Source organism: Streptomyces sp. AM6-12 (assembly GCF_044327085.1).
Classification (GTDB): Bacteria; Actinomycetota; Actinomycetes; order Streptomycetales; family Streptomycetaceae; genus Streptomyces.
In genome coordinates, this window is sequence record NZ_JBIQWN010000004.1 from 1 (window position 1) to 22,420 (window position 22,420).

The 22,420-nt window shown below is 71.0% G+C and carries 28 protein-coding genes; 18 read left to right on the forward strand and 10 right to left on the reverse strand.

Annotated features, from left to right (window positions below; all coding sequences use genetic code 11):
* Positions 1-380 precede the first annotated feature (380 nt).
* The 3 genes from ACE4Q9_RS35425 to ACE4Q9_RS35435 all read left to right on the forward strand — a co-directional run bounded on the left by ACE4Q9_RS35425 (position 381) and on the right by ACE4Q9_RS35435 (position 1,956).
* Positions 381-731 (forward strand): hypothetical protein, encoded by a 351-nt coding sequence (locus tag ACE4Q9_RS35425; RefSeq protein WP_397988989.1) that lies wholly within the window; start codon positions 381-383, stop codon positions 729-731.
* Positions 728-1,315 (forward strand): hypothetical protein, encoded by a 588-nt coding sequence (locus ACE4Q9_RS35430; protein ID WP_397988900.1) that lies wholly within the window; start codon positions 728-730, stop codon positions 1,313-1,315. Before ACE4Q9_RS35425 ends, ACE4Q9_RS35430 begins: the two co-directional genes overlap by 4 nt.
* 209 nt (positions 1,316-1,524) lie before the next feature.
* On the forward strand, positions 1,525-1,956 hold the full coding sequence (locus tag ACE4Q9_RS35435) for an NUDIX domain-containing protein (protein WP_397988901.1): 432 nt from the start codon (positions 1,525-1,527) through the stop codon (positions 1,954-1,956).
* Positions 1,957-2,017: 61 nt separating this feature from the next.
* Here ACE4Q9_RS35435 and ACE4Q9_RS35440 read toward each other — a convergent pair whose 3' ends face one another.
* The 8 genes from ACE4Q9_RS35440 to ACE4Q9_RS35475 form a co-directional block, all read right to left on the reverse strand.
* Positions 2,018-2,965 (reverse strand): hypothetical protein, encoded by a 948-nt coding sequence (locus ACE4Q9_RS35440; protein ID WP_397988903.1) that lies wholly within the window; start codon positions 2,963-2,965, stop codon positions 2,018-2,020.
* Positions 2,962-3,735 (reverse strand): division plane positioning ATPase MipZ, encoded by a 774-nt coding sequence (locus tag ACE4Q9_RS35445; RefSeq protein WP_397988905.1) that lies wholly within the window; start codon positions 3,733-3,735, stop codon positions 2,962-2,964. The genes ACE4Q9_RS35440 and ACE4Q9_RS35445 overlap by 4 nt, the downstream gene beginning before the upstream one ends.
* Before the next feature lie 172 nt (positions 3,736-3,907).
* On the reverse strand, positions 3,908-4,195 hold the full coding sequence (locus tag ACE4Q9_RS35450) for a hypothetical protein (protein WP_397988906.1): 288 nt from the start codon (positions 4,193-4,195) through the stop codon (positions 3,908-3,910).
* Positions 4,195-4,806 carry a hypothetical protein gene (locus tag ACE4Q9_RS35455; RefSeq protein ID WP_397988907.1) on the reverse strand — a complete coding sequence of 204 codons (612 nt, stop codon included), beginning with the start codon at positions 4,804-4,806 and terminating at the stop codon, positions 4,195-4,197. The genes ACE4Q9_RS35450 and ACE4Q9_RS35455 overlap by 1 nt, the downstream gene beginning before the upstream one ends.
* Complete coding sequence (locus ACE4Q9_RS35460) at positions 4,799-6,265, reverse strand: exonuclease domain-containing protein (RefSeq protein ID WP_397988909.1); 1,467 nt, start codon at positions 6,263-6,265, stop codon at positions 4,799-4,801. The genes ACE4Q9_RS35455 and ACE4Q9_RS35460 overlap by 8 nt, the downstream gene beginning before the upstream one ends.
* Positions 6,266-6,438: 173 nt before the next feature.
* Positions 6,439-7,011, reverse strand: a complete 573-nt coding sequence (locus tag ACE4Q9_RS35465) for a hypothetical protein (protein WP_397988910.1) — start codon at positions 7,009-7,011, stop codon at positions 6,439-6,441.
* A 455-nt stretch (positions 7,012-7,466) separates the two neighbouring features.
* Complete coding sequence (locus ACE4Q9_RS35470; protein ID WP_397988911.1) at positions 7,467-7,880, reverse strand: DUF6415 family natural product biosynthesis protein; 414 nt, start codon at positions 7,878-7,880, stop codon at positions 7,467-7,469.
* Positions 7,877-8,392: a hypothetical protein gene (locus tag ACE4Q9_RS35475; protein ID WP_397988912.1), complete on the reverse strand. Its 516-nt coding sequence runs from the start codon at positions 8,390-8,392 to the stop codon at positions 7,877-7,879. Before ACE4Q9_RS35475 ends, ACE4Q9_RS35470 begins: the two co-directional genes overlap by 4 nt.
* Positions 8,393-8,469: 77 nt before the next feature.
* Between ACE4Q9_RS35475 and ACE4Q9_RS35480 the strand changes: the two genes are divergently transcribed.
* The 9 genes from ACE4Q9_RS35480 to ACE4Q9_RS35520 all read left to right on the forward strand — a co-directional run bounded on the left by ACE4Q9_RS35480 (position 8,470) and on the right by ACE4Q9_RS35520 (position 16,783).
* A complete protein-coding gene (locus ACE4Q9_RS35480) occupies positions 8,470-9,711 on the forward strand; it encodes a helix-turn-helix domain-containing protein (protein WP_397988913.1) in 1,242 nt (413 codons plus the stop codon).
* Positions 9,708-10,256 (forward strand): flavoprotein, encoded by a 549-nt coding sequence (locus tag ACE4Q9_RS35485; RefSeq protein WP_397988915.1) that lies wholly within the window; start codon positions 9,708-9,710, stop codon positions 10,254-10,256. The genes ACE4Q9_RS35480 and ACE4Q9_RS35485 overlap by 4 nt, the downstream gene beginning before the upstream one ends.
* A 424-nt stretch (positions 10,257-10,680) precedes the next feature.
* Positions 10,681-12,129, forward strand: a complete 1,449-nt coding sequence (locus tag ACE4Q9_RS35490) for a hypothetical protein (protein WP_397988916.1) — start codon at positions 10,681-10,683, stop codon at positions 12,127-12,129.
* A gap of 133 nt (positions 12,130-12,262) precedes the next feature.
* Positions 12,263-12,484 (forward strand): hypothetical protein, encoded by a 222-nt coding sequence (locus ACE4Q9_RS35495; RefSeq protein WP_397988918.1) that lies wholly within the window; start codon positions 12,263-12,265, stop codon positions 12,482-12,484.
* A gap of 374 nt (positions 12,485-12,858) precedes the next feature.
* Entirely contained in the window at positions 12,859-14,679 is a 1,821-nt protein-coding gene (locus tag ACE4Q9_RS35500; protein WP_397988920.1) for a hypothetical protein, read from the forward strand.
* Between the two features lie 76 nt (positions 14,680-14,755).
* Positions 14,756-15,478: a hypothetical protein gene (locus ACE4Q9_RS35505; RefSeq protein WP_397988922.1), complete on the forward strand. Its 723-nt coding sequence runs from the start codon at positions 14,756-14,758 to the stop codon at positions 15,476-15,478.
* Positions 15,479-15,575: 97 nt separating this feature from the next.
* Positions 15,576-15,983, forward strand: a complete 408-nt coding sequence (locus tag ACE4Q9_RS35510) for an ATPase (protein WP_397988923.1) — start codon at positions 15,576-15,578, stop codon at positions 15,981-15,983.
* A 139-nt stretch (positions 15,984-16,122) separates the two neighbouring features.
* Complete coding sequence (locus ACE4Q9_RS35515) at positions 16,123-16,389, forward strand: hypothetical protein (protein WP_397988925.1); 267 nt, start codon at positions 16,123-16,125, stop codon at positions 16,387-16,389.
* Positions 16,382-16,783, forward strand: a complete 402-nt coding sequence (locus ACE4Q9_RS35520; protein ID WP_397988927.1) for a hypothetical protein — start codon at positions 16,382-16,384, stop codon at positions 16,781-16,783. The genes ACE4Q9_RS35515 and ACE4Q9_RS35520 overlap by 8 nt, the downstream gene beginning before the upstream one ends.
* Positions 16,784-16,978: 195 nt before the next feature.
* On the opposite strand, the gene ACE4Q9_RS35525 is transcribed toward ACE4Q9_RS35520, so the two are convergent.
* Positions 16,979-18,292, reverse strand: a complete 1,314-nt coding sequence (locus ACE4Q9_RS35525; RefSeq protein WP_397988991.1) for a hypothetical protein — start codon at positions 18,290-18,292, stop codon at positions 16,979-16,981.
* A 190-nt stretch (positions 18,293-18,482) separates the two neighbouring features.
* Between ACE4Q9_RS35525 and ACE4Q9_RS35530 the strand changes: the two genes are divergently transcribed.
* A complete protein-coding gene (locus ACE4Q9_RS35530) occupies positions 18,483-19,157 on the forward strand; it encodes a hypothetical protein (RefSeq protein WP_397988929.1) in 675 nt (224 codons plus the stop codon).
* A 75-nt stretch (positions 19,158-19,232) separates the two neighbouring features.
* Here the strand turns inward: ACE4Q9_RS35530 and ACE4Q9_RS35535 are convergent, their stop codons facing one another.
* Positions 19,233-19,673 (reverse strand): hypothetical protein, encoded by a 441-nt coding sequence (locus tag ACE4Q9_RS35535; protein WP_397988931.1) that lies wholly within the window; start codon positions 19,671-19,673, stop codon positions 19,233-19,235.
* 239 nt (positions 19,674-19,912) lie between these two features.
* Here ACE4Q9_RS35535 and ACE4Q9_RS35540 point away from each other — a divergent pair, with 239 nt between their 5' ends.
* The 5 genes from ACE4Q9_RS35540 to ACE4Q9_RS35560 all read left to right on the forward strand — a co-directional run bounded on the left by ACE4Q9_RS35540 (position 19,913) and on the right by ACE4Q9_RS35560 (position 22,318).
* Complete coding sequence (locus tag ACE4Q9_RS35540) at positions 19,913-20,173, forward strand: hypothetical protein (RefSeq protein WP_397988933.1); 261 nt, start codon at positions 19,913-19,915, stop codon at positions 20,171-20,173.
* A 304-nt stretch (positions 20,174-20,477) separates the two neighbouring features.
* Entirely contained in the window at positions 20,478-20,642 is a 165-nt protein-coding gene (locus tag ACE4Q9_RS35545; protein ID WP_397988935.1) for a type II toxin-antitoxin system Phd/YefM family antitoxin, read from the forward strand.
* A complete protein-coding gene (locus ACE4Q9_RS35550; RefSeq protein ID WP_397988936.1) occupies positions 20,639-20,803 on the forward strand; it encodes a hypothetical protein in 165 nt (54 codons plus the stop codon). The genes ACE4Q9_RS35545 and ACE4Q9_RS35550 overlap by 4 nt, the downstream gene beginning before the upstream one ends.
* A gap of 214 nt (positions 20,804-21,017) precedes the next feature.
* The gene (locus ACE4Q9_RS35555; RefSeq protein WP_397988938.1) at positions 21,018-21,233 is read left to right on the forward strand and encodes a hypothetical protein; all 216 of its coding nucleotides are present in this window, start codon (positions 21,018-21,020) and stop codon (positions 21,231-21,233) included.
* Between the two features lie 8 nt (positions 21,234-21,241).
* Positions 21,242-22,318 (forward strand): integrase, encoded by a 1,077-nt coding sequence (locus tag ACE4Q9_RS35560; protein WP_397988940.1) that lies wholly within the window; start codon positions 21,242-21,244, stop codon positions 22,316-22,318.
* The last annotated feature ends 102 nt before the right edge of the window (positions 22,319-22,420 follow it).

Here is a 22,420-nt window from a genome sequence, read left to right on the forward strand (position 1 = left end):
AGGACGCCCTCGACGCCGCCGGGTACGGTGCCGAGGCCCGCGCCCGGTACATCGCCGACGCGGCCGATCCCGAGTACGCCGAGTGCGAGTGGGACAACAACATCGTCCCGGCCGCCGAGACCGCCGGCCTCATCCCGGAGGCGCCGCCGTACGAGCCCACCGTCGAGGAGCAGGTGCGCGAGTGGTGCAGCCGGGCCGCGGGCCGCCAGTTCGACGCCGCCCACGGCGACCCGGCCCCGTGGGACCTCACCGCACAGGACATGGAGACCATCAGGGCCGACACCGAGCGTCTCGTCGCCGAGCGCGGCGAGGAGCTAGCCGACTTCCTGCAGGCCAACCCGCGGACCGGCGAGGAGCCCGCCGGGGCGTACGACGACCGGGTGTTCGCGCTGCTCGCCGAGGAGCCCAAGGTGGTCGTCCTGTGCGGCAGTACCCGGTTCATGGCCGAGATGACCGAGGCCAACGCCCAGGAGACCGCCGCCGGTCGCATCGTGCTCGCCCCCGGGTGCGACCTCAAGACGTCCCACCCGTTGTGGGCCGACCCGGCCGCCGTCGAGGCGCTCAAGCCCCGGCTCGACGCCCTGCACCGCGCGAAGATCCGCGCCGCCGACGAGGTACTCGTCGTGGGCGACTACGTCGGCGACAGCACCCGCGCCGAGATCGAGTACGCCCGCCGGTTGAACAAGCCCGTCCGCTACACCCACCCCGAGGTCGAGGAGACCGAGAAGTGATTCGCATCATCACCGGCACCACGCACCGGTACTACGAGGACAAGGTCGAGGAGGCCGGGAAGGTCCCGGGGCTGGAGTACCGGCTCAAGGAGGCCGAGGGCGACGCGGCCATGTGGAAGGCCCAGGCCGAGGACTATCAGCAGCAGCGCGACCAGGAGCGTGAGCGGACCGCGCAGCTCACGGTCGAGCTGCGCGAGCTCCAGGCCCAGCTCGACGGCCAGCAGGCCGAGTTCTCCCGCCAGCTCCGTGAGGCGAGCGAGCCCGTCGCGGAGATGCTCACCGACCTGATCCACCGCGCGGAACACCCCGTCACCGGCGCCGACTTCCGCAAGGAACTGGCCCTGCGCGTGCTGGAGACGTGGGAGGAGCGGCTGACCCCGGAGGACCACAACAGCCCTATGGGCCTGATCCTGCGAGTCATCACGGACACCCGGAAGCCCGGCGAGGTCCTCGGCGACGAGGCGCCGGCCCCGGCCCCGGCCGAGGAGCCGGGCACCCTGCCCCAGGCCGACCCCAAGCTCGTCGGCCAGGTCATGGACGCCGCCCTGATGAAGGGCACGGAGCCGTTCCCCGGCATCGGCTGAGCCCTTCCCAACCCGACACACCCACTGGCCAGGTCATGGACGCCGCCCTGATGAAGGGCACGGAGCCGTTCCCCGGCATCGGCTGAGCCCTTCCCAACCCGACACACCCACTGGCCAGGTCATGGACGCCGCCCTGATGAAGGGCACGGAGCCGTTCCCCGGCATCGGCTGAGCCCTTCCCAACCCGACACACCCACGAGAGAGACCTGATGACCGAAACCCTTGAGACCATCCGCTACACCGCCGATGTGGTCTGCCTGCGCGGCGACGACGTCCTCCTGATCCGGCGCGGCTGGCCGCCGCACGAGGGCGAGCTGGCCCTGCCCGGCGGGCACGTCGATCCCGGAGAGACCTCCCGCACCGCCGCCGCGCGGGAGCTGCTGGAGGAGACCGGCGTCCGCGTCGCCGCCGAGGACCTCGACCTGATCGGCGTCTACGACCGCCCGGACCGCGATCCTCGCGGCCGGTACGTGAGCGTCGCCTACGCCGTCACCGTAGCCGAGGGCACCGTCGCCCAGGCCGGAGACGACGCGGCCGCCGTGCAGTGGGTCCCCCTGACCGAGCCGGGGGCCCTGGCGTTCGACCACGCCGAGATCGTCACCGACGCCCGCCACCACCAGGTCGACGCCGCGCGACGCTGAGCCCAAGCCGAAGCGCCCGCCCCAGGGGAGACCCAGGGACGGGCGCTTCGCTGTGTCGAGGTCAGCCCTCGACGATCTCCGCCTCGACGACGGAGTCCACGGGAACGGTGCCGTGCCGGTCGAACCACCGTCCCAGCGCCCGTACGTGCTTGGCCTCCCGAACCGCGTCCGCCGCGTCGAGCGGGGCGAGCCCACCGTCCGTGAGCTGGCTGTACCGGACCTGTAGGGCCTCAAGATCCGCCCGGATTCCGCGCAGCTTCTCGTTGATCTCCCAGCGTTCCAGCCGCTCCAAGTCCGAAGACGTGTTCGATTCCTCCGACCGGTCGGAGGAATCGAACGAGGTGTTCGAGTCGGTGGCTGATGTCCCCGCCGGGGTCTCGGCCGCGCTGGGCGCCGAGGCCGGTTCGGGTGCTGTGAGCTGGCGGTAGGTCTCCCGCAGGCCCTCCTCGGTGGCCTTGCCGTCGCGTGCTTCGGTGTCTACCCACAGCCGCTCTACCTCCGCAGCGGGCAGCTCCGCGTTCACCGCCGGCGCCAGGGCCCGGATGTGCTTCGTGGTGAGGACCGTCCCCCTGTATACGTACTCGTCACTGCCCGCCAGGCCGAGAGCGATGCGGACCCGCACCGCGTCCATGAACAGGTAGCACTGGCTAGGGCTGTAGCCCCAGATCATGTCCAGCCACCGCTCGAACGTCCGGGTCGGGTCGTCCAGGCAGTACAGCGAGTTGTCCCTCACCCACATCAGGTATGGCCCGGCCGTGTCGAAGAACACCGCGCCCGCCCGGAGCTGGGCCTCCTTGACCGTGCCCTCCCGCTTGGCCTCGGCCGCCTGCAGCACCTTGAGGCATTCCTCCAGCTGCTGGGCCGGTTCGAGCCTGGCCAGCCGCCGCGGCTTCTTCATGACCCGTTCCACCCGGCGCAGCCGGACCGCAGCCTCTTCCTCCGGGGCGAGCTGGTCAACCGAGGTCAGCTCACCCGCCTGAGCGGGCACTGCCACCTCTGCCGTTGTCATCGGTACACCTCCGTCAAGCCGGCACGCTTCCGGGCCTCGGACCGCATCATCTCGTCCCAGACGTCGGTGTACTCATCCAGGTTCGTCGGAACCTTGCCGAGCTGGCGCGTGTACTCGATGAGCTGCTCGACCTCGGTGTCCAGGACACGGACCGGCTTGCCCAGGAAGATCAGCGGGGCCAGCTCCACCCGGGCCTCACGCGACTGCTTGTCGCTGATCTTGCGGGACAGCAGCACGTACGTCTCGAAGCCGCCCCGGGAGTTGTCGCCGTAGATCTTGGCGGCCTCCGTGAACGTGGGCGCCACCCGGTCGACGTCGAGCCCACTGGGGGAGAGCGGGACGATCAAGCGGTTCGCGTGCTTGAGCGCCTTGTGGAACAGCGCCACGTTGCCGCCGCCGATGTCGGCGAACACGTCGTACCCGTCCGCCTGCAGCTCTGCGATGTAGTCGTCCAGGTCCTCGAAGGGGTACCGCTCGACGTCGAGCGGATACTCCAGCTTGGTTCCCTTCGCGGCCTGCTCGTCCTTGAACTTCTTCGCCCAGCGGAAGGTGGTCTGACTAACCGTGTCCGCATCGAGGACCTTGACCGGCCGGCCCTGACCCGTCTTCCGCTTACGCCGCAGGGCCCGGACGAAGGCGAGGTAGTTGGTGGTGGTCGTCTTGGTGGAGCCGCCCTTGAGGCAGGCCATCACCGTGACGTCGCCTTCGTCGCCCTCCGGACCGTCTGGAACCGGTTGCTGGCGGGGGACTGTAACGTCGGAACTGGCCACGATTGGATCTCCCTTGTCGTCAACGGGGTTGTGGCTGTACGAAGACGCGCCCGCCGGGTCTGCCTCCGGCGGGCGCGTGACGATCCGCTGATATGACGGGGACGCCCCACACCGAGGAACGGTACCGAGGCTCCCCCCTGTCGAGGACGACAACGCCCGCGACGGCTCCGTGTCATCCTGCCGGCGGAAGCTCCAGACGCCGCCGTTGACGACGAGCCGGAGCTCCCCCCGTACGGGATCGCGGACCACTCGACCGGGGGACGTCGTCCCGCTCGACCGTCACGGTCGGCGCGCCGGCGAGCTGCACGTCCAGGACGACGCGGAGCCCGCCGCCCCGGTGCGAGAGCTTGGTCGGCTCGCTCGCCTGCAGGGCCGTGCACGCGTTGAGCAGCGGCAGCAGCACCGCCAGGACCTCCTCCCCGCGCTGCTTGTCGTCGGTCATCACCCGGAGCTGCACCATCAGTTCGTCCCCTCGTTCGTTCCGTCGGCCTCAACGGCCCGCGAGTCCAGGTATCCAGTGATCCGGTCACTCTCGTAGTGCATCAGCGAGGCCAGGAGCGGCCCCGCCCACAGTCCGAGAGTGAGGGCAAGCTCCCGTACGTCCTCCACCTCCTGACCCGGGCGAACGTAGCCCTGGTAGGGCACCGCCAGCTGCGCAACCCGCACCGCGTCGTTCCCCCGAAGACCCGGGCCGACGTCTTCCGCGACGACCGACAGCAGGGTCATCGCCGTGGGGCCGGCCGGGTGCGCGTGCCGTTGGCTCCGGCACACCTGGTCACCGAAGTCGTTCAGCCACTGGTCGAGCTTCCCCTTGTTCTCGCCGAGGGCCTGGAACCTGTACGCGATCAGGTCGACGGCCAGCCACTCGACCGTCAGCAGCCCCTTCTCGCGCAGCGTTCCGGCTGCCTTCCAGGTCTCCAGCCTTTCCGTCAGGTCGCGGTACATCGACCAGTTGGGAGGAGCCTGCTCCCGGCTCCCAGCCGCAGAGTGGGCCGCTTCGTCCAACGCGATCGTCCTGATCAGCGAAAGGGCGACGCCCCCCGGACGCGGTTCGACGGTGGTCTCAGACATGCGTCTCCATCTCCAGTTCCTCTGTGTACGCGGCTGCGCGCCGCCCCATCTGCCGGAGGCAGTCGAGGACCGCACGGCAGTCCCCCGCCGCCCTGTGGCCGCCGTTGAGCGGCTGCCAGCGGTTGTTGCCGTGGTACTCGGACCAGTCGCCCACCCAGTCCGAGTACGGGATCATCACGTCCTCGAAGTGCATGGCGTCGAGCCAGGCCGCCGCCTGCTTCGCCGCCTCGGCGACCGCCCGCTCCCGGACGTCTTCCGGCACCGTGCCCGTGCGCACCGTCTCCTCGGCCGCTTCCCGCGCGGCGCGGTCGAGGTAGTGCAGCGTCAGCTCGTGCCGGAGCCGGCCGACGTCGTACCACTGGTTGTAGATCAAGCACCGCTTGCCGTCGAGCAGTCCGGTGAGCTGCACCAGGACGTCCGAGAAGGTGGGCGCCCCGACGAGGGCCTCGGTCGTGATCCCGTGGATGGCCGCCGCGTCGCCCGGCACGGGCACGCCCGGGTCCAGGAGAGTGTCGAGGAGGACCTCCCCGCGTGCGTTCAGCACGGCCAGCTCGACGATCCGCGCGTCTTCGCCGAGTCCCGTCGTTTCGGTGTCGAGGACCAGGACGTCGGGGTCGACGAGCGCGGCCGCGGCCCACCGACACCGTTCCTCGGCCGCCCGCTCCTCGGCCTCCCGGCGCTCCCGGGCCTCCCGCTCGTACCGGGCCTGGTTCTCCGCCTGGCGCCGCGCCTGCTCGACGTCGTACGTCTTCTGGCACGGCGGACACCGCCGCGCCCAGTCGGGCCAGCAGCTCGAACTCGGCAGGTCCGGACGCTCCGGACGCAGCAGCCACTCGTGCGCCTTGAGCCAGGCCCGCGCCGCCTTCTTGGACCCGCGCCGCTTCGTGCAGCCGTCGCCGGCGCACACCGTCACCTCGACCAGCCACGTCTCGACCCGGGCGCGCTTCTTCTCCAGCTGCTCCTGTCGGCACCCCGTACACCGGCGGTGTTCCTTGGGGTACGGCCGCTCCCGCACGGTGCTGCAGCCCGCGCAGGTTCGCGCGAGTAGCCGCTGGCGCTCCTTCTCCGCCCGCTCCCGGCACACCGAGCACGGCCCGCGCAGGATCACCTTGCGGACCTTGCCGCACTCCGGGCAGGTACGCCGGGCCGCCATCCTGGCCTTGGTCGACGAGGGCAGCGGCCGCATCTTCACCGCGGCCGCCGGGTCGTGCAGCGGCACGTCGCCGTAGTCGCGGGTACTGACGTACGCCAGGGGGGCCTTCTCCTGCTCCTCGGTCACGTTCAGTCGTTCTGCGGCCAGTTGAGTCTTGGTTCGCAGGTAGGGCGGTGCCTGCCCCCAGCTGTAGACGGGGACGCCGGCCCTGTGGCTCAAGGGCTTGCCCCTGGCGACCCGGGCCGGGTCCGCCTCGGTCCGGCTGGACGGGATCTGCTCCGCCGCCGTCGCCGTGGTGGTGCTCACTCATGCCTCCCGAAAGAGCGTCGAGGGAATCAAAACCGTAGCAGCTATAAACCCCATTCCGCCATCGTTCAAACATTCCCCCAGAATCAGCCAGAGGGTGAAATTAGGCTGCTATTACTCGCGTGCGCGTAGACGCTTTATTAAATGGATATCCATTACTAAGGCGCGGATCTTCACTCGTCTGCCGCATCGGACGACGACGCCGGGCCGTACCGGGCCAGGGCCTCCCGGACGATCCTCGGCACCGGGTACAGCCGTGCGGCGAGCTCGTCGCGCTCCCTCTTCTGCGTCTCGGTCAGCACGAGGCCGGCGCCGACCAGGCCGCGCGCCTCCAGCTCCCGCATCGGCCCCTCGGACACCCGCCAGGCCGCCGTACGCAGCCGTGTGACCAGCTCTGACGGGAGGCTGTAGTTCCGCTGGGACATGGAGACCCCCAGGCTCGGACCGGGCCAGCGGCCCGACAGCGCGAGCTGCTCGGCCTCGGCCTCGGTCAGCGACTCCCAAGGGCCGGCCAGGTCCGGCTCGGCCAGGCGCTGCTCGACCGCCTGGCCGACGACCGTCTCCAAGCTGGGCCACTCCGTGGGCCGCATCCGGGCCACGATGATCCGTGCCTGCTTCCGGGTATTCCCCTGGTTTACCAGCGCGTTTACTGTCGCCATTTCCTCTAGCACCTGCTGCTTTTTCAGCAGCTCCAATCGGCCTGCCTGGTAGGCGTAGATCATCACGGTGATCGAAGTCTTCTGCATAGGGCTAGCTTAATGGAGATCCATTCATCTAGGGCGCGATGCCCGATTTTTCCCCTCTTCCGGTGGTCGAGGCGCGCGGGGTCGGCGGCTCCTCGGCCCCTGGCGGGCCCTGCGGTGCCCCGCCGGGGCGGCCGGGCGACGCGGGCGGCCGCGGGCCCCGTCGTGGCCTTCAAGAAGGGAGGCGTGGTTGCGACCGGGGAGTGGTTGCTGGAGGCACACGCGCGCCTGCTCGGTCGGGTGCGGGTCCGTCGTGGCTGACTTTCGTGGGCTGAGGTCGAATCAGGCGGTTGAAGGGTTCTGTGCGTTGTCGTCTGCGGCCGGGCCGCCGCGCCGCTGCGCGGCCCGCCACCAGGAGCACATGGAGAAGCCCCCGGCCGGGTCGGGTGGACGAGCCGGCGGGGGGCTTCTGTGCGCCCGCGCCTCGGGGGAGGGGCGCCGGGCGGTCGAGGGGCCGGTCAGTTCGGGGACACGGCCGTACGGGGCGAGGAGGCGATGGAGCGGGCGGAGTTGATGCGGTCGAGACGCTCGTACAGCGCGCGGACCATGCGGGCCCGCTGCTGCACGCAGTGCACGGTGCCCATCCGGCGGGCCGACAGCCGGCGGTCGGCCTCCCGTAGGACGACGTCGGCCAGGGCGCGGATCTCGTGGTCCTCGGGGAGTTCGGCGCTGAGGCGGCGGACGTCGTCGGCGACCGCGCGCCCGTGCCCGGTGAGCTGCAGGGCGATCTGCAGGCAGTCGCCCGACGCCACGTCGGCCATGTCCGGCCAGGCCAGCACCTCCTTGACCAGCGCCATGTGCGGCTCGCGGTCGAGGGGGAGCTCCGCGCCGAGGAGACCGTCCGGGTCGTGCAGCACGGTGTACGAGGTCATGACGTCGTCGCCGATGCCGTCACAGGCCGGTCGATCGCGTCCAGCGCGTCGAGCAGCTGGCGCGGGTCGATCCGGGCGGACATGAGCCCGAGCGCCGGTTCTCCCTTAGGCCAGAGGGAGGGGAGGTCCCGGGCCGGGCGGCTCAGCCAGCGGGCGGCGAAGGCGCCCTCACCGCCCGGTGAGGGCATCAGCAGCCATGAGCCGATGGAGAGGACGCGGACGCCGGGGGTGTCCTCCCACAGGTGCGCCCAGCCGTCGTCCACCACCACGATCAGCTCCTGGCGGGAGTGGTCGGCGAGGACCGAGTACCCGTCCTCGACGGGCAGTTCGAGGGCGTCGAGGGCCGCCAGGCCGCGCTGCAGGGGCGAGATCACGACCGCGTCCCGGCCGCCGCCGCACAGGACCAGGCGGGTCGAGCCGGGGCCGCCGGAGCGCAGGCGGCCGAGGGTGGTGTCGTCGGGGTTGAGGAGGTCCCCCCACGTTGGGGTGACGGGGTTCTGGGACTTGGCCATGTCCGGACGGTAGGGGCGGTATACCGGGGTTAGACCACACGATGTGTGTGGGTCGTGCTTCACAACCCGGGGAAGCCATGGACTCCTTCCAGTTCGGCCGTCGCGTCAACTACTGGCGCACCCGCCGACGCATGTCGCGCCAGGAGTTCGCCTACCTCATGGGCAAGTCGCTCCGGTGGGTCGAGGAGCTCGAAGGCGGCCGCCGCCAGGCCGACCCGCAGCTGTCCGTGATGCGGCTCGCCGCCTTACGGCTCGGCATCACGCTGGAACGGCTGATCGCCGACGTCATCGACACCGAGTGCGTAGAGGAGAGCGAGATCGACGCCGTACGCCGCGCGCTGCACCGGCACGACGTCATCACGGGCGCGAGCGACGACTCGTCCGACGAGCCGCTCCCCGTCGAGCAGCTGCAGCGCTCCCTCACCTACGCCAGGACCGGCTTCCAGGCCGGGCACTTCGCCCAGCTGGGCAGCGCGATCCCCGCCCTGCTTGTCGACGCGACCCGGGCCACACAGCATCACCGCGGCGACGACCAGCTCACCGCGTACGAGCTGCTCTCCCTCAGCTTGGAGTTGACCGAGGCCGCCGCCATCAAGTGGGGCGATACCGAGTTGGCGCTCATCGCCGGGCACCGGGCCGTCGCCGCCGCCGAACGCAGCGAGAACCCCGTCATCATGGCCAGCGCGGCCCGGCACCTCGGCGACGCGATGACCAACCACGGCCAGGCCGACGCCGCCATCCAGTTCGTGCTCGCCTCGGCCCAGCGCCTGCAGGCCGAGCTCCTGCGCACCGGCCCGGAGGGGTTCAGCGTGCTGGGGATGCTCTACCTCAAGGCCGCCATGGCGTCCGCGGCCGCCGCCGAGGCCGACGACGACAACCCCGAAGCCCACGCCCGCCGGGTTCCCGAGCACCTCGACCAGGCCGACGAGCACGCCGACCGCCTCGGCCACGACGACAACCTCCTGTGGACGTCGTTCGGGCCGACCAACGTCAAGTGCTACAGGGTCGCCGCACACGTCCAGCTCAGCGAGGGCGCCGACGCCATCGCGGCCGCCGCCGACATCACGGCCCCCGCGTTCGCCAGCCTGCCCAAGGAGCGCCGGGCGCACCTGCTCGCCGACCGCGCCCTCGGCGAACTGCAGGCCGGGCAGCGTGAGACAGCCGTCGACACCCTGCTCGCCGCCGAGGAACTGGCCCCCGAAGAGGTCCAGTGCCGACCCCGCACGAAGACCACGGTCGAGAACCTGCGCCTGCTCGGCGCCGGATCCGCCGAGGGCCGGTTGCGCTTGCTCGCTGATCGCTGTGGACTGCCCCGGTGACGACCCGAACCCTGTACCTGATCTCGTGCGCGGCACCGCCCGCGCGACGCCTCGAAATCCCCATCCGCGCTGCCCAGCAGGCCGGTTGGGACGTCTGCACCATCCTGACGCCGCCCGCCTACCGGTGGGCGAGCGAGGACGCCGAGGGCGAGATCGAGGCCCTAGAGCAGCTCACCGGGCACCCCGTGCGCTGGGAGTACAAGCTCCCCTCGCAGCCCGACGTGCTCCCCGCGCCGGACGCGCTGCTCGTCGCCCCGCTCACCTCGAACACGGTGAACAAGTGGGCCGCAGGCATCAGCGACACCCTGGCCCTCGGCCTGATCACCGAGGGGATCGGCCTCGGTCTGCCGATCGTGGCGTTGCCGCACTGGAACAACGCCCAGGACGCACACCCCGCCGTGGGTCGCAGCGTCCAGAGTCTGCGCGACGCCGGCGTCACCGTCCTGCTCGGCGACAAGGGGTTCGTCCCGCACCGCCCCCGGCACGGAGACCTCGACGCCTACCCGTGGCAGGCCGCCATCGACGCCCTGCCCTCAGTCGTCTGACCTGCCCGGACAACCGTCTCCCACGGGAGACACCCGGCGTGAAAACTCCATGCACATGGGGAAATCTCAGGTCAGGGAAGACGCGGGCTCCGCCCACACCCGGCCCTCCTCGGAGGGGGAGGGGCACGGTGGCGATCTTGCGGTGAGTGGGTGGCAGGGGTGGGAGCGGGTCGCGGTACGGCCCCTCCTCGACCAGGCACCCGAGGGGAGGCCAGCCCGCGCCGGGCCGCAAGGTCGTACGTCCTCGCTTCGCTCCGGGCGCTCCACCTTGCCCCCCGACACGCTCTGACCTGCGCAAGCGCTGCCCGATCGAGGAGGGAACCACCCCGCTCACGGAGTCCCGTACGGCAGGCGCCGCAGAGGACCCAGGGCCGTCCGCCGAAGTCGACGGACCCCGCCGCAGGCCAGCGGATACGGTGCGTAGGTGCAGATCAACGGGGCGCAAGAACGACCGGGGACCGCGCTGCTACTGGCGGCCGCGCCCACCGGCAAGGGCAAGCTGACTGACGCGGGAAGCGTTCTTCCCGTGCTCGCCGCCGTACCGCCGGCCGCGCTCGCGGGCACTGCGGCCGCCACGCTCATCGAGCTGGCAGACCCCACCGACCCGCAGGCCGTCCTTACTCGAGTACGGGGTGCCGCCTCGACCGAGGGCCCGCTCACCGTCGTGCTCATCGGCCAGCTGCAGCTCGACCGGCGACAGCAGGGCGTGCACCTGGCGCTCGCCCGCACCACGCCCTCGACGATCCGCTACACCGCCCTGCCGTGGGCCTGGCTCGTCTCCGAGCTCCGGCAGCGCCGCCCGGACACGACCACCCTCTACGTGGACATGGTCGCCGACGCCGAGGTCTGGCAGCTGCTCGACGAGGAGCCGCTCGACTTCCCCAGCGGAGCCCGCACGTTCGGTGTCATCGCCCCGCCGCCCGGCCGCCGGCACATCGTCCACCCCGCCTACACCCACGCCCTGGCCCAGATCCTGCGCACCGGGCAGCGCTTGGTCCCGGACCAGCTGCACCACGCGGCTCTCCGCCGCGCCGTCGTCGCCGAGGGCGCGCTCGTCCTCGGCCCGGAGCGCCCCACGGCCTCGGTGAACACCCAGCTCCCGCCCGCGCGTTCGGCACCGGAGGCCCTGGCCCCCGTCCCGGCCGCCACGCCGCCGCAGGTCCCAGCCCCGATGGTTCCCGTCGTGCAGGACCCGGCACCGGTCCCGGCCCCGCAGCCCGCCGCACAGCGGCCGATCGGCGCCCCGGCGTTCCAGCCGCCGCCCGTGTTCACCCCGCGCGCCGCTCAACCCGCCCCCGCCGTACGACAGGCCCCGCCTCAGCAGCAGGCCGCCCCGGCCCCGGTGCCGGCAGCCGCACCGCAGCAGCTCCCGCCCCCGCTGCTGAGGACGCAGCGCACCGTCTCGCCGGTCTACGAGCCGAGCTCCGCTGTGGTGCCCGTCGAGCAGGACCCGCACGAGCAGATCACCGCCCTGTCGAGGGCCGGCCGCCACCAGGAGGCCGTCGCCCTGGCGGCCGCCGTCGAACAGCGCGTCGTGCAGAGCCTCGGCGCCGACACGTTCGCCGCCGTCCACTGGATCGAGGTCCGGGCCTTCTTGGTTTCCGTCGCCCAGGACCCGGGCGCCTCATGCCAGTTGTGGCTCCAGGCCGCGCAGACCCGCCTCGACACGCTGCAGCAGGCCCCCGACGCCCGCGACGTCGAGAACGCCGTTGACCGGGCCCACTACCAGTGGGACCGCATCCGCGACGCTGCCCAGGCCCGCTCCCTGGCCCCGCAGCTCGTCAGCCTGCGCCGCCGAGTCCCCGGCCGTCAACGCGCCGCCCTCGATGCCATCCAGAAGAAGGTCGAGCGGCTCAACAGCCTGCCCACCTGACGGCACAGCACCCTTGAGCAGGGGCTCGCCTGACGAGGCATCGGCTTGTTGGCGTCCCGCCGGACGGGAAATCGCGGAGCGACACGCGGCTGATGTTGAACCAAGTCCCCCACTTGCGGCTAAGATCATCCCCATGGCTGGAGCACGCGGACGTCCACACCCCAAGTCGACGGAATTCCCCGCCGACAAGTCGGTGCGCGCCGCCGTCGTTCTTCAGCCTGGCGAGCCCGTGCGGCGCATGTACGAGGAACTGGTGGTCCTAATGGGCGTATCCGGCGCCGAGGTACTCCGCGAGGCGCTCGTCGCGTTGCACGAACAGAAGTTGCCGGGCAACCGGCTCCAGGAGGCCAGCTAGGCCCCCAGACAAGCAGAAGGCCCCGGCCACGGCCGAGGCACTTGACGCTCGTCGAGGGACTCGACCTCAGATCCCCATCGTCGGTCTGAGTCCCAGCTCTACCTACATCACCAAAAAACCGGCTGACTTCCCAATCAGCCGCCCATCCCAGAACCCGACCCCAGGGACAGACCGAGTTGGCGCTCGATCTGCTCCCGAAGAACAGGAGGCCACTCAAGAACCTAAAAGCCCAGCTCAGCACCGGTTTCCCGGCCCTAGCTGCTTCAGGCCCTCCGCTGGAGGGTCCCGTTTTTGTTGCTTTATAGACCCCAGAGGGTGGTGCCCCCATCGTAGCGGACAGCTGCGGTGTCAGCCCAGTGCGCCCAAGTGCCGGTGTGTCCACCGACTTGGCCGCGCCCGGCGTGTCGCGTACGGATGCAGAGCCCCAGGACAGCCCTGTGCTCGTCCTGCGAGCCCCCGTGCTCCGACTCACCACCTGGTACCGGATCGCGGAGATCGCGCGGCACCGCGGAACGCTGCCGGAGACCAAGTTCCGCCTGGCGAAATTCCTAAACGCCCAGCGCCTCGACCGGATGACGGGTCGGGTGGAGGGCCGGTACGGCACCGAGCAGTTGGACGGGGGAATCGCCCTGTCCGAGCGCTACGCGTACGTGTACGAGGTCGGCACGGACCGGTACTGGGACGACCTCAAGGGCCTGTACCGCCTCGGCTTCGCGGAGCAGGTCCAGAAGCCGGCGCCCGGCCGCCGCGCGGTGTACGCGCTGTGCCTCCGTGCGGATGCTATCCCCTCCGACCTCCCCGAGGACCTCATGCACGAGCTGCGTGTCTGGGACCTCCCTGAGCCCGAGGACCCGTACGAAGACGCCGCCTTCGGCCGCATGTCGGCCCGGCCGGCCCCTGCCGTTGAGCCGGTCGTCGTGCGCGGCTCGAACCGGGAAACACAGGAGCTCATCACCACGCTGGCCGTCACACCCCGGTGGGAACACCCGGCCGACAGCTCCGCTGCCGCGGTCGCCCAGGCCATCAGGAAGGAGTGGGTGCGCGCTGCACGTGCCGCCCAGCGCGCTGCTGACTCCTGGCCTGGCTGGGAGCCTGTTGGGGAGCCCAAGGCCACCCTGGCCCTCTCCCTGGCGAAGCCGATCCCGGCCCCTGACCTCCGGTGCATCGCCGTTGCCGACCGCGACCGTGCCGCCGAGATGACCGCCCGAGTCCACCGGTTGATGCTGCTCGGATCTAATGGCAAAGCGTCCCCTCTATACGCGAGGGGGTTCTCACAACTAGATGGTTTTTCAACCGACCGTAGTGGGGAGCTGATGAGCCCTTCAACAGACGGAATGGAAAAGACAAAAGCGACGCCTTCGGCGGCGACTAGGAAAAGGGCTGGCCAGGCGTTCGGGGATGACCTCAGCGCCGTCGCCAGGAAGGTCGTACGCCGCGTGTGGCACTCCTGGAGGGCCCAACTCGGCCACGGGGTGGTGTTCTTGCCCTCCGGCACTCCCGAGGAGCTCAGCCGGTCAATCACGGGCGACGCATGGAACGACCTGCACCATGCCGTGGAGATCGCGCTGCGCCGGGCGACTGAGTCCGAACTCGTCGAGCTGCTGACCAGGAACGTCATCCGCCGGAACGAATGGGGTGAAATCACCTACCAGGCGGAGAACCTTGGCCGTCTTGCCGGATGGCGTCTGTGGCGGCTCATCAACTCGCGGAAGAACGCCCACGGCTACGGTCGCCGCTGCGAGATCAGGCACGCAGCCCACGTTGAGGCGTGGGACAACATGACCCCGGCCGACCTCGCCCGCCGCCGAGCCCGCGCTCATACCGTCGGGGAGCTCCCGGGCCTGGACCTACTGGAGGACCTGCGGGAACAGGAGCGCCGCCGTGAGGCCGCCCGCCTGGCCGCCGAGGCCGAGCTGGCCGCCCAGGCGAAGCAGGCAGCCGAGGAGGCCAGACGCCGCGAGCTCACCGGAAGGTGGAGCCTCGACCGGTACGCCGCGCAGAGCCCGACTCGGCGTTGGTCGGCCCGGGAGCCCGAGGAGGTTCACGAGGCCCAGATGGAAGTGCGGCGGGCCCTCGACGCCCCGCGCTACCGGGCGTCCTCAGAGGTCAGTTGGCAATCCGCCGTCGCTCGTGCCCGCGCCGAGAAGCGCACCCGTCGGCGCGGATCCGATGAGCCGCCTCCCTGGCAGCGATGAGCACCAGGACCACGCCGGTACGGTGGCGGGAGACCGGCGCCGCCCAGGCCACCGGCACCACGGAGGGGAGCAGGCCATGCCGCTGGCCGTACTGATGAGCCCGGAGGTCGAGGAGGCCCTCGGCTCGCAGATGGCCCAGCAGGTCCGCAGCATCACCGAGGGGACATGCATCGAGTGTCGCCAGCCGCTCGACGCCGGTCCGGTCAACGTGGTCCTGGCGATCGGGCCTCTCGGGTCCGGGAGCGTCCGGCTCGTGCACGATCGCTGCGCGCCGTCGGCGGTCGTCGAGTTGACCGCCGAGGCCGAGGCCGCCGTGATCCAGCCCAAGGGCGGCCTCGACATGACGATGACCGCTGTCATGGTCGAGGGAGCCCCGGCACTCATCGCCCGGATGGTGATGACCCCGTATACGGATCCCGGCTCCGGCGCTGCGCCGACCAACGTGTTCATGCAGGCCCTGGTGGAGAGCGGCTTCCGTCTCGTCACCGCCGGCTTGGACGCTGCGCCGCTGGACCAGTGGATCGCCGTCTTCCAGCACCACGGCCGAAGTCTCCAGCTCATCATCCTGACGCCGACCGCGGAGCGCTTCTTTCACGGCACCGTCGCCCGCCCGCCGGTCGGCTGGATCAAAGCCGTCCTCGGCCGCCGCCGGGTGTTGCTGCTCGGTGGCGACGTCGCGGGCAGCCACGACGACGACCAGGACCAGCAGCTCGCCCTCCTCGCGGGCGCCGCCGTACGCGGCCAACTGGTCGGCGCCCGGGTCGCGGCCGGACGCCCCGCGGACTTCGGACTGTCCTGAGAGGACCAGTCTCTCGGATCCGGCGCCCGGCAAAGAGGCAACGGGCAACACCGTGAAGTCCGTAGCGCCGGAGCCGAGTTGGCCCGACCGTAGGGCCATGCCCCAGTTGCGAATCGTGAGCTTCGGCTACGGGCACAGGAAGCCCCGGCCGACCTGTGCCCTGATGTTCGACGCCCGTCACCTCACCGACCCGTACCTCGACCCCGCCCTGCGCGACCTCGACGCCCGCGACCCCCGCGTACAGCGGGCCGTGATGCGCACGCCCGGCGCCCAGGCCCTGCTCGCCGCGATGGTCACCGCGGCGTACCAGCTGCTCGCCCAGGCCGACGACGACGCCACCGTGACCATCGCGGTCGGGTGCGGGGGAGGTCGGCACCGAGCACCTGTTCTTGCCTCCCGGGCCGCCGCCCACATGGACCACCTCGACGAACTCCGCGTCCAGGCCGTGCACCGCGACCTCGACGAGAAGCTGCTGCCCGCCGGCGCGGGCGAGGCCGCAGCCTAGGGGAGACTGGGACCGGCGCCCCCGGCGGCGCGGGCGACGTCCGGCCGATGCTGCCCGCCGCCGGCGGGGCCGTCCCCGTATATAAGGGGAGAGGCCCCCGGCGTCCGACCGGACGAGGCCGACGAAGGAGCCCAGCACCGTGACCCTGCAGACCGGCGTACGGATCTACCAGTTCGTACGCGACCGCCTCGACGGCCAGCGCGACGAGCAGCACCCCCACGGCCACGAGGAGTATGTGGACGCCTGGCGCAAGGCCGCCGGCCTCAGCCAGGACCACGCCAACGCCGTGGCGTCCGAGGACACCGTCGAGGCCGAGCGCGCCCTGCAGGAGCTGTACGAGATGGCCGACGAGTGGAAGCACCACCCGGACTACCCGGCCGCGCCCTCCGTTCCTCCCGTTGCCTGACGTCGTTGACCAGGACGTGAAGTCGTTGCCCATCATCGCGGCGCCGGGTGTCGCCGAGCGGGCCGAGGCCCTGGCTGATGCCGCGTGCGAGCTGCACGACGCCGCCAGCACTCCGGCCAGCTGGAGCGCGGCCGCCGCCGAGGACGCGGTCGAGGCGATGGAGACCACCGCGCTCGCCCTGCACAGCGCACACCCGGCCACCGCCGTGGCGATGGACACCATTGCCCAGGTCCTGGTCCGGCTCCGCCGTGACCTCGGCCTTACCACCGGCGACGAGGACCACGACCAGGCCGTCGTCCCGCCAACTCCGATCCCCCGGCCGAAGCGGCGTGGCCTCGGCCCCGGGTACAGGGGCCTGCAGATTCCACCGGGCCGTACCGCGTCCGGGCCGTAGATGCCCCAGGTCACACAACTGCCCGGGGTCCGACCGTGAGTTACGGCCGGGCCCCGGGCAGTAACGTGTGCGGAGCCGTCCAGAGAGGGGATGCCCGTGAGCCTGAAGGGCAAATTCTATTTACTGCTCGCCATCATCGTGATCGGTGTGCTGATCGGCATGGCCCACCCGTCGCAGCCCGGGCCCTGATCAGGATCAGGCCGAGGGGCCGCCTCCCCGGTTGTCCTGGTTCGGCACGTCGGACCGCGCCGGGCGAGGCGGTGGCGGAGTCGTCGGCCGCGTCGAGTGCGCGGCGATGCCGCTGCTCGCGTTGGCCACCACCGTGCCGGACGAGGTCTGGCCGCTGGCGGGCCCCCTCGACACAGAGTCCCGCGTCGCATGGGTGTTGATGCCCTGCGTGATACCGCTCACCGGCCGGGTCACGACAGCCGCAGCCTGGCGGGAGGCCGGGTCATAGCTGTCCCGCCTCGCAGCGACGATCTCGTCCCCCATACCGGGGACCATCCTGAAAATCATCGCCGACGCGATGATGGTGAGCAGGATGATGGCCAGGCCGGAGATGATCGCTGACACGCTGTCGGAGGGGCCACCACCGCTGCTGAGTGCGGACGAGAGCAGCAGCACGACGGCGACGATCGGTTTCACCAGGATGATCGCGGCCATGATGCCCACCCAGCGCCGGACCCGGGACCACAGCTCGCGGTCGACCAGGCCCGAGTAGACCACGGTCCCGAGCGCCGCACCCGCGTACAGCAGGGCGGCCCGGATGGCCATTTCGATCCAGAGCACGCCGGCCGCGGCCATGCACACGACGGACAGGACGATCTTGACGATCGGACCGCCGTCATCGTTGTCGGTCAGCGCCTTGCTGAACGAGGCGAAGAAGCTCGCGTGATCCGAGCCGCCGGAGAGCGCCTGCGTGATGCCGTCCACGGCGGAGACCACGGTGTAGAGGATCAGCGGAGTGAAGGCCGAGGCCAGCACCGTGAGCCAGAGCAGGCCGACTGCTTCCCCAATGGCCGTGGTCAGCGGCACCCCGCGCACCGCGCGCTTCGCCACCGCCCACAGCCAGATCAGCAGGACGAGGAAGGTGCTCGCGGCAAAGACGGTGGCGTACGTCGTCAGGAAGTTCTGATTGGTGAAATCGACCGCGGAGGTGGCCGTGACCGCGTCCGAGAGCCGGTTGACGACCCAGGCCGCCCCCTCAGCAAACGCCTTTGCCAGCGACGACATGGGATCGAGCGCGGACGTCGGGTCGGTCAGGGAGCCGCCGCCCTGGTTCTGCTCGCAGATCTCTTTCGCGGGGTCCTTGTCGCTGAGCTTCGAGCATGCGTCCTTCGCAGCCGACGAGTCCTCGCCCCGCTTGCAGTACTGCTTGGCATCCCCGATGACGTACTTGCACCGGTCGCTCGACTGGGTCGGCGAGGGTGACGTCGGCGCCGATGCCGACGAGGTTGGTGTCGGCGATGGGTCGGCGTGCGCGGCTGGTGCCCCGACCAGCAGAGCCATCAGCAGACCGACCACAACAATGATCACTTGACGAACCGCAGTACGCACACGCGTGGACACACAACCCCCAGGTGCTTCAAGGAAGTTCTAGGCTCCCATGTCATCCCTACCGGTGACACCGCTTGCCACCGCCTCAGCCGTCCCGGATACGGTCGGCACACCAGTGATCACGAGACGGGGAAGTGCGGGGATGACCACGAGCAGCCAGCAGGTCATATGGAGGCCCCTCAGCAAGGAGCGGGGGAGCAGCCGCCGGCGCCGCAGGCTCGCCGCCGCGGTGGCAGCGCCGGTTGCCCTCGTCGCCGTCATAGCCCTGACCGCCCGCGGCGGCGCCGACTCCGGGCAAGTGCCCGTCATAGCCGGCCGGGTCGCCGCCCCGCAGATGACCCACAGCAGGCAGGGGGCGGAGACCACCGGCCTCAAGGTCGCCCTGGCCTTCGGCAGCGAGGCCATGTTCGTGCCCGCCCAGCGGCACGAGCTGCTGCGCAGCATCACCGAGCCGGACCAGCTGGCGCAGATGACCCGCACGTACGACGCCGCGTACGGGCCGTTCACCAAGAGACTCGGCCTCGATGCCGAGGGAAACCCGCCGCCGGGCGGGCAGTTCACGTCCAGGGCGGCGCCCGCCGGCGTGACCGTCCGCACCTACACCGGCACGACCGCCGTGATCGACTACTGGTGCGCGACGCTCTTCGGCCTCACCGGCACCCACGGCAAAGACGTCCCGCTGAAGCAGGCGTGGCTCACCGCGCGGGTGACGCTCCACTGGACGAACTACGGCTGGCGGCTGGCCGCCTACAGCCAGTCGGACGGGCCCACGCCCGAGGACTCGGACGGACGGTTCGGCGCGGCACCGCAGCTGTAGGAGCGGGAGACGAGGGGCCCCATCCGCTAGGACGGGGCCCCTCCTTCTCATGCCGCCCACGATAAGTGGCCCTGCTCAGAGAATGCCGCCCTTTGTCCGGAGCCTCCGGGCCTCCCGGACTGCGAAGTTCAGCGCGGTGCGCAATTGTTCGGTCTCCTCACCGGCCAGGTCGGCCTGCCGGTCGGCGCGGCGGAGCCGGTCCTCCAGGAGCGCGCCGCGCAGGGCCGACGAGGTGCCCTCGGGCATTCCGTTGCTGAAGGCGACCACGGTCTCGTAGAAGCCGTGCATCAGGTCGTCCATGTTCCGGGCGCCGTCAGGGTCGTCGGGGACCGACAGGAGCGCACGGGCGAGGATCTCGGCGGCCGCGACGAGCCGGCCGGCCGCGACGGCCGGGCTGCCGATGGCACCGCCTCCGTCGGGGTCCATATGGAGAGCCCTGAGCGCTGCATTGATCATCCGGGCCGTGGCGGACCTGTTGTCAGTCTCGTCGAGGGCGTCGTCCTGATGCATCGTCATGACCGGCAGCGTATCGATCTCGTGGTGACCGGTTCTTCCAGTACATCAGCCCCGGTCCGGGACGGGGGCCATCGAGGGCGGGTGCTCCGGGCGGGGGTGGCGCCCTGACGCCCGAGGGGGGCCGCTCGGCGCCGGGGGTGTCCAGGTCGTACGTCCAGTGGGGCGCTCCACCTGGACACCCCCGCCACCGCGCGGCCGGGCAGAGCCCGTCAGGACGCCACCCCCGCCCGGAGGGTCCCATGAACGCTTCCACCCGCAGGCCCCGTGCGTGGGCACCGCCGCCGAGCCCGGACCCCACCCAGGCCGAGCCTGGCATCCGCATCTCCGCCGCCCCCATCTACCGCAACCACGACGACCGGGCGCGCTGGATGCTGGAGCCGGCCTCCCGGCCCACCGCCGCCTGCGCCTGCCGGTGCGGGTACACCGGCCGCGCCACCGGGACCGAGCGCGTCGCCGCCCTGGTCACCGAGTACGCGGAACACCGCGCCGCCTGCTGGTGAGGCCGCCCACCGCTTCGGGCGGATCCGCCCGAAGCGGTGGGCGTGACCCACGCTGCTCACGCTCGTTGGGGAGAGTGAAGTCCTCCGCACTTCCGGCGCCCGCGTCCGGACGGTGCCATGGTCCCGGCGAGGCCCCGCTTTCGAGCGACATCCCGGCGGAGGCGGTACGCATCACGGGACGATGGCACGGAAGGGGTCTTCCCTCCGCCTTCACGGCGGAGGGAAGACCCCTTTTCCGTTGGTAGGAGGACTCTTTCGCCGGGGACCCTTTGCCGAAACATCTTAAGGACCTTAAGGTGTGCTTGTGAGTGAGCGGGAGATCGGCATCGAAGACGCGCGGAAGATCCTGGGGGACTTGGTGGACGAGGTCCGGTACACGGGGGCCGTGGTCACGCTGACGCGCTACGGGAAGCCGGTAGCCCGGATCTGCCCGGTCGAGGACGACACCAGCGAAGGAGAGCAGGCATGAGTCAGGATCAGGACGGTGCGGCGGAGCGGGCGCACGCGTGGCGGCAGTACATGGCGGAGCTGCTGGCGGACTGCCCGCAGCCTCCGGTCCCGGCGGCGGAGCCGGAGCGGCAGCCGGTAAGGTCGCACGACGAGAACGGCCAGCCGATCGACCCTTGGTGACCCGGGGCGCATGATCGAGGGTCCTTTCCGCCCGCCCGGGTGGGAAGGGCCCTTCGTCGTCTCCGGGGTCTCATGGGGCTGGGATAAGCTCACATATCCCAGTACCAGATGCGACAAAGCATGGTACGGAAAAAGGTGCCTGACAGGCAGACAGGTAATAAGGGAAACAGAGACGCAATCTGCGTGCCCACCGAACAGCTCGGGAGTAGCCGACATGCACGACGCCCGCACCGGCATGCACACCATCACCCGCATCGAGGAGGCCGCCGGCCCCGCCAGCGCGGCCCAGAAGGTGACCGCCTACTACCTGCTCGACGACCTCATGGCCACCGCCGCCCGGCACGGGTTGCAGCTCAGCGACTTCGACCCGTTCGTGGACCTCCCCGCGGCCTGCCTGAAGGTCGCCGCCGCCCCCGACGCCGCGAAGTAGGGGGCCCCGTGCACGAGCAGCAGCCACATGCGCTGCACGTGGTGAGCCCCTCGCTCATCCTCCCCGCCGACGCCGGCACCTCCCCGGTGCCCGGCGCCACCTTCGCCCCCGACGTCCTCGCCCGCCTGGAGCAGATGGAGGAGCGCTCCAAGAAGCACGAGCAGGACCTCCGCCCCGAGAACACCACCGACGCCTACGCCGCCGACTGGAAGGTGTGGGAACAGTTCTGCACGCTGCTCGACCTGCCGCCCACCGCCATCACCCCCGGCTCGCTCACCGCGTTCGTGGAGTGGCTGTGGTGGCAGCCCGGATGGCGCCCCGGCACGTGCACCGCGCCCACCACCATCGACCGCCGCCTGTCCGGCGTCGTCGTCACCGGCCGCACCGAGTACGGCCTGGTCCTCGACCGCACGGTGGGCGCCCGCGCCCGCCGTGTGCTCAAGGCCAAGGTCAAGCAGATGGAGAAGACGGACGAGACCCGCGGCCGCGGATCCGCGCCCGCCCTGCTCGTCCCCCACCTGCGCGCCGCCGTCCAGGCCGCCCCCGACACCCTGCTCGGCATCCGCAACCGCGCCATCGCCCTGGTCCATTACGGGATCATGGGCCGCGAGCACGAGGTCGCCTACCTGCGCCTGCGCCACATCGTGGAGGTCGTCGAGGGCCTGGACGTGGACGTGCGGGTCTCCAAGGTCAAGCCCCGCAAGAGCAAGGTCCCCTACGCCAGCCGTCCCTCGCTGTGCCCGGTCCGCGCCTGGCGCGCATGGAAGACCGGCGCCGGTCTGACCGACCCCGACGACTTCGCGTTCAAGCCCCTGCACAACCGCTGGCACACCCCGATGGACGGCGGCCTCGACCCCGAGACCATCGGCGCCATCATCACGCAGATGGGCGCGGACGCCGACCTCCCCATCCGGCCAACCGGGCACTCACCCCGCCGCGGCGCCGCTGAAGCCTCCCGCCGCGCGGGCAACGACCGCAAGGTCATCGCCGCCCAGGGCGGCTGGGCCCCCAACAGCCGGGTGATGGAGGGGTACTTCGAGGACGGCGAGGGGTGGGAGGAGAACGCCATGATCGGGGTGCTGTAGAAGCTGCCGTCCAGGCGGACGACCAGCGGGCCCACATACGCGCGCAGGTCGGCAGCTCCTCGGCCCCGGGGGGCCTGCGGTGCCCCGCCGGGGTGGCTCGCC